Genomic DNA, 1,356 nt, shown 5'->3' with positions numbered 1-1,356 from the left:
TGTCGTTTTCAGAAGACGGCTGCACTGAACGTCAGAAGCCGACTGCACTATAGCAGCGGAGGGGTTGGATCCATCAGGCAACGACGGGCTGCTGCCGGCCATCAGCGGACGCAGGGAGGACTTTCCGCAACCGGCCGTTCGATGCGGCACCGATGGCCTTCGCGCAGGGGTAGTGAATCCGCCAGGATTGACTTGCGCTGCCCTACCTCTCACTAGTGAGGGGCGGCAGCGCATCAAGCGGTGAGCGCACTCCGGCACCGCCAACTTTCAGCACATGCGTGTAAATCATCGTCGTAGAGACGTCGGAATGGCCGAGCAGATCCTGCACGGTTCGAATGTCGTAACCGCTGCGGAGCAAGGCCGTCGCGAACGAGTGGCGGAGGGTGTGCGGTGTGGCGGGCTTCGTGATGCCTGCTTGTTCTACGGCACGTTTGAAGGCGCGCTGAAAGGTCTGGTCATACATGTGATGGCGACGCACGACACCGCTCCGTGGATCGGTCGAATGCGTGTGCTGCGCAAAAACCCAGAACCACGGCCAGGAATGCCCGGCGCGCGGATACTTCCGCTCAAGGGCGTCGGGAAGCGCAACGCCGCTGCGGCCCTCGGCCTGGTCCTTCAGCCACCATGCCCGTGCACGCGACAGCTGCTCGCGCAGGCTGGGTGCCAAGCTCTCGGGTAACATCAAGGCCCGATCCTTGGAGCCCTTGCCCTCCCGCACGATGATCGTGCCGTGATCGAAATCCAGATCCTTGACCCGCAGTTGCAAACCCTCACTGATCCGCATGCCCGTTCCATACAGAAGCTGGGCGAACAAACGATGCTCGCCTTCCAGAAAACCGAGGATGCGAACCACTTCATCCGGGGTCAGCACCACCGGCAAGCGCCGCGACGGCCGAGGTCTTCCGATCTCCTGAAGCCAGGGCAGATCCGTGCACAGCACCTTGCCGTAGAAGAACAGCAAGGCCGCCAATGCCTGACGATGCGTGGAGACCGAAACCTTGCGCTCGTTCGCCAGCCAGGACAGAAATGCCTCGACTTCGCTGCTGCCCAAGGTTGCCGGGTGACGCACACCGTGGAAACGGATGAAGGCACGAACCCAGTGGACATAAGCCTGTTCGGTTGGTAAGCTGTAATGCAAGTAGCGTATGCGCTCACGCAACTGGTCCAGAACCTTGACCGAACGCAGCGGTGGTAACGGCGCAGTGGCGGTTTTCATGGCTTGTTATGACTGTTTTTTTGTACAGTCTATGCCTCGGGCATCCAAGCAGCAAGCGCGTTACGCCGTGGGTCGATGTTTGATGTTATGGAGCAGCAACGATGTTACGCAGCAGGGCAGTCGCCCTAAAACAAAGTTAG

1 protein-coding gene is annotated in these 1,356 nt (G+C 60.3%); it reads right to left on the bottom strand.

What is annotated here, in order from left to right; genetic code table 11:
• Window positions 1–202: 202 nt before the first annotated feature.
• A complete protein-coding gene (gene intI1, locus ABN212_RS18660) occupies window positions 203–1,216 on the bottom strand; it encodes a class 1 integron integrase IntI1 (RefSeq protein WP_000845039.1) in 1,014 nt (337 codons plus the stop codon).
• Window positions 1,217–1,356 lie beyond the last annotated feature (140 nt).

This window comes from Proteus genomosp. 6 (assembly GCF_040139785.1).
Taxonomy (GTDB): domain Bacteria; phylum Pseudomonadota; class Gammaproteobacteria; order Enterobacterales; family Enterobacteriaceae; genus Proteus.
The sequence above is the reverse complement of the archived record's forward strand: the minus strand, read 5'-3'. Positions and strand labels throughout refer to the sequence as shown.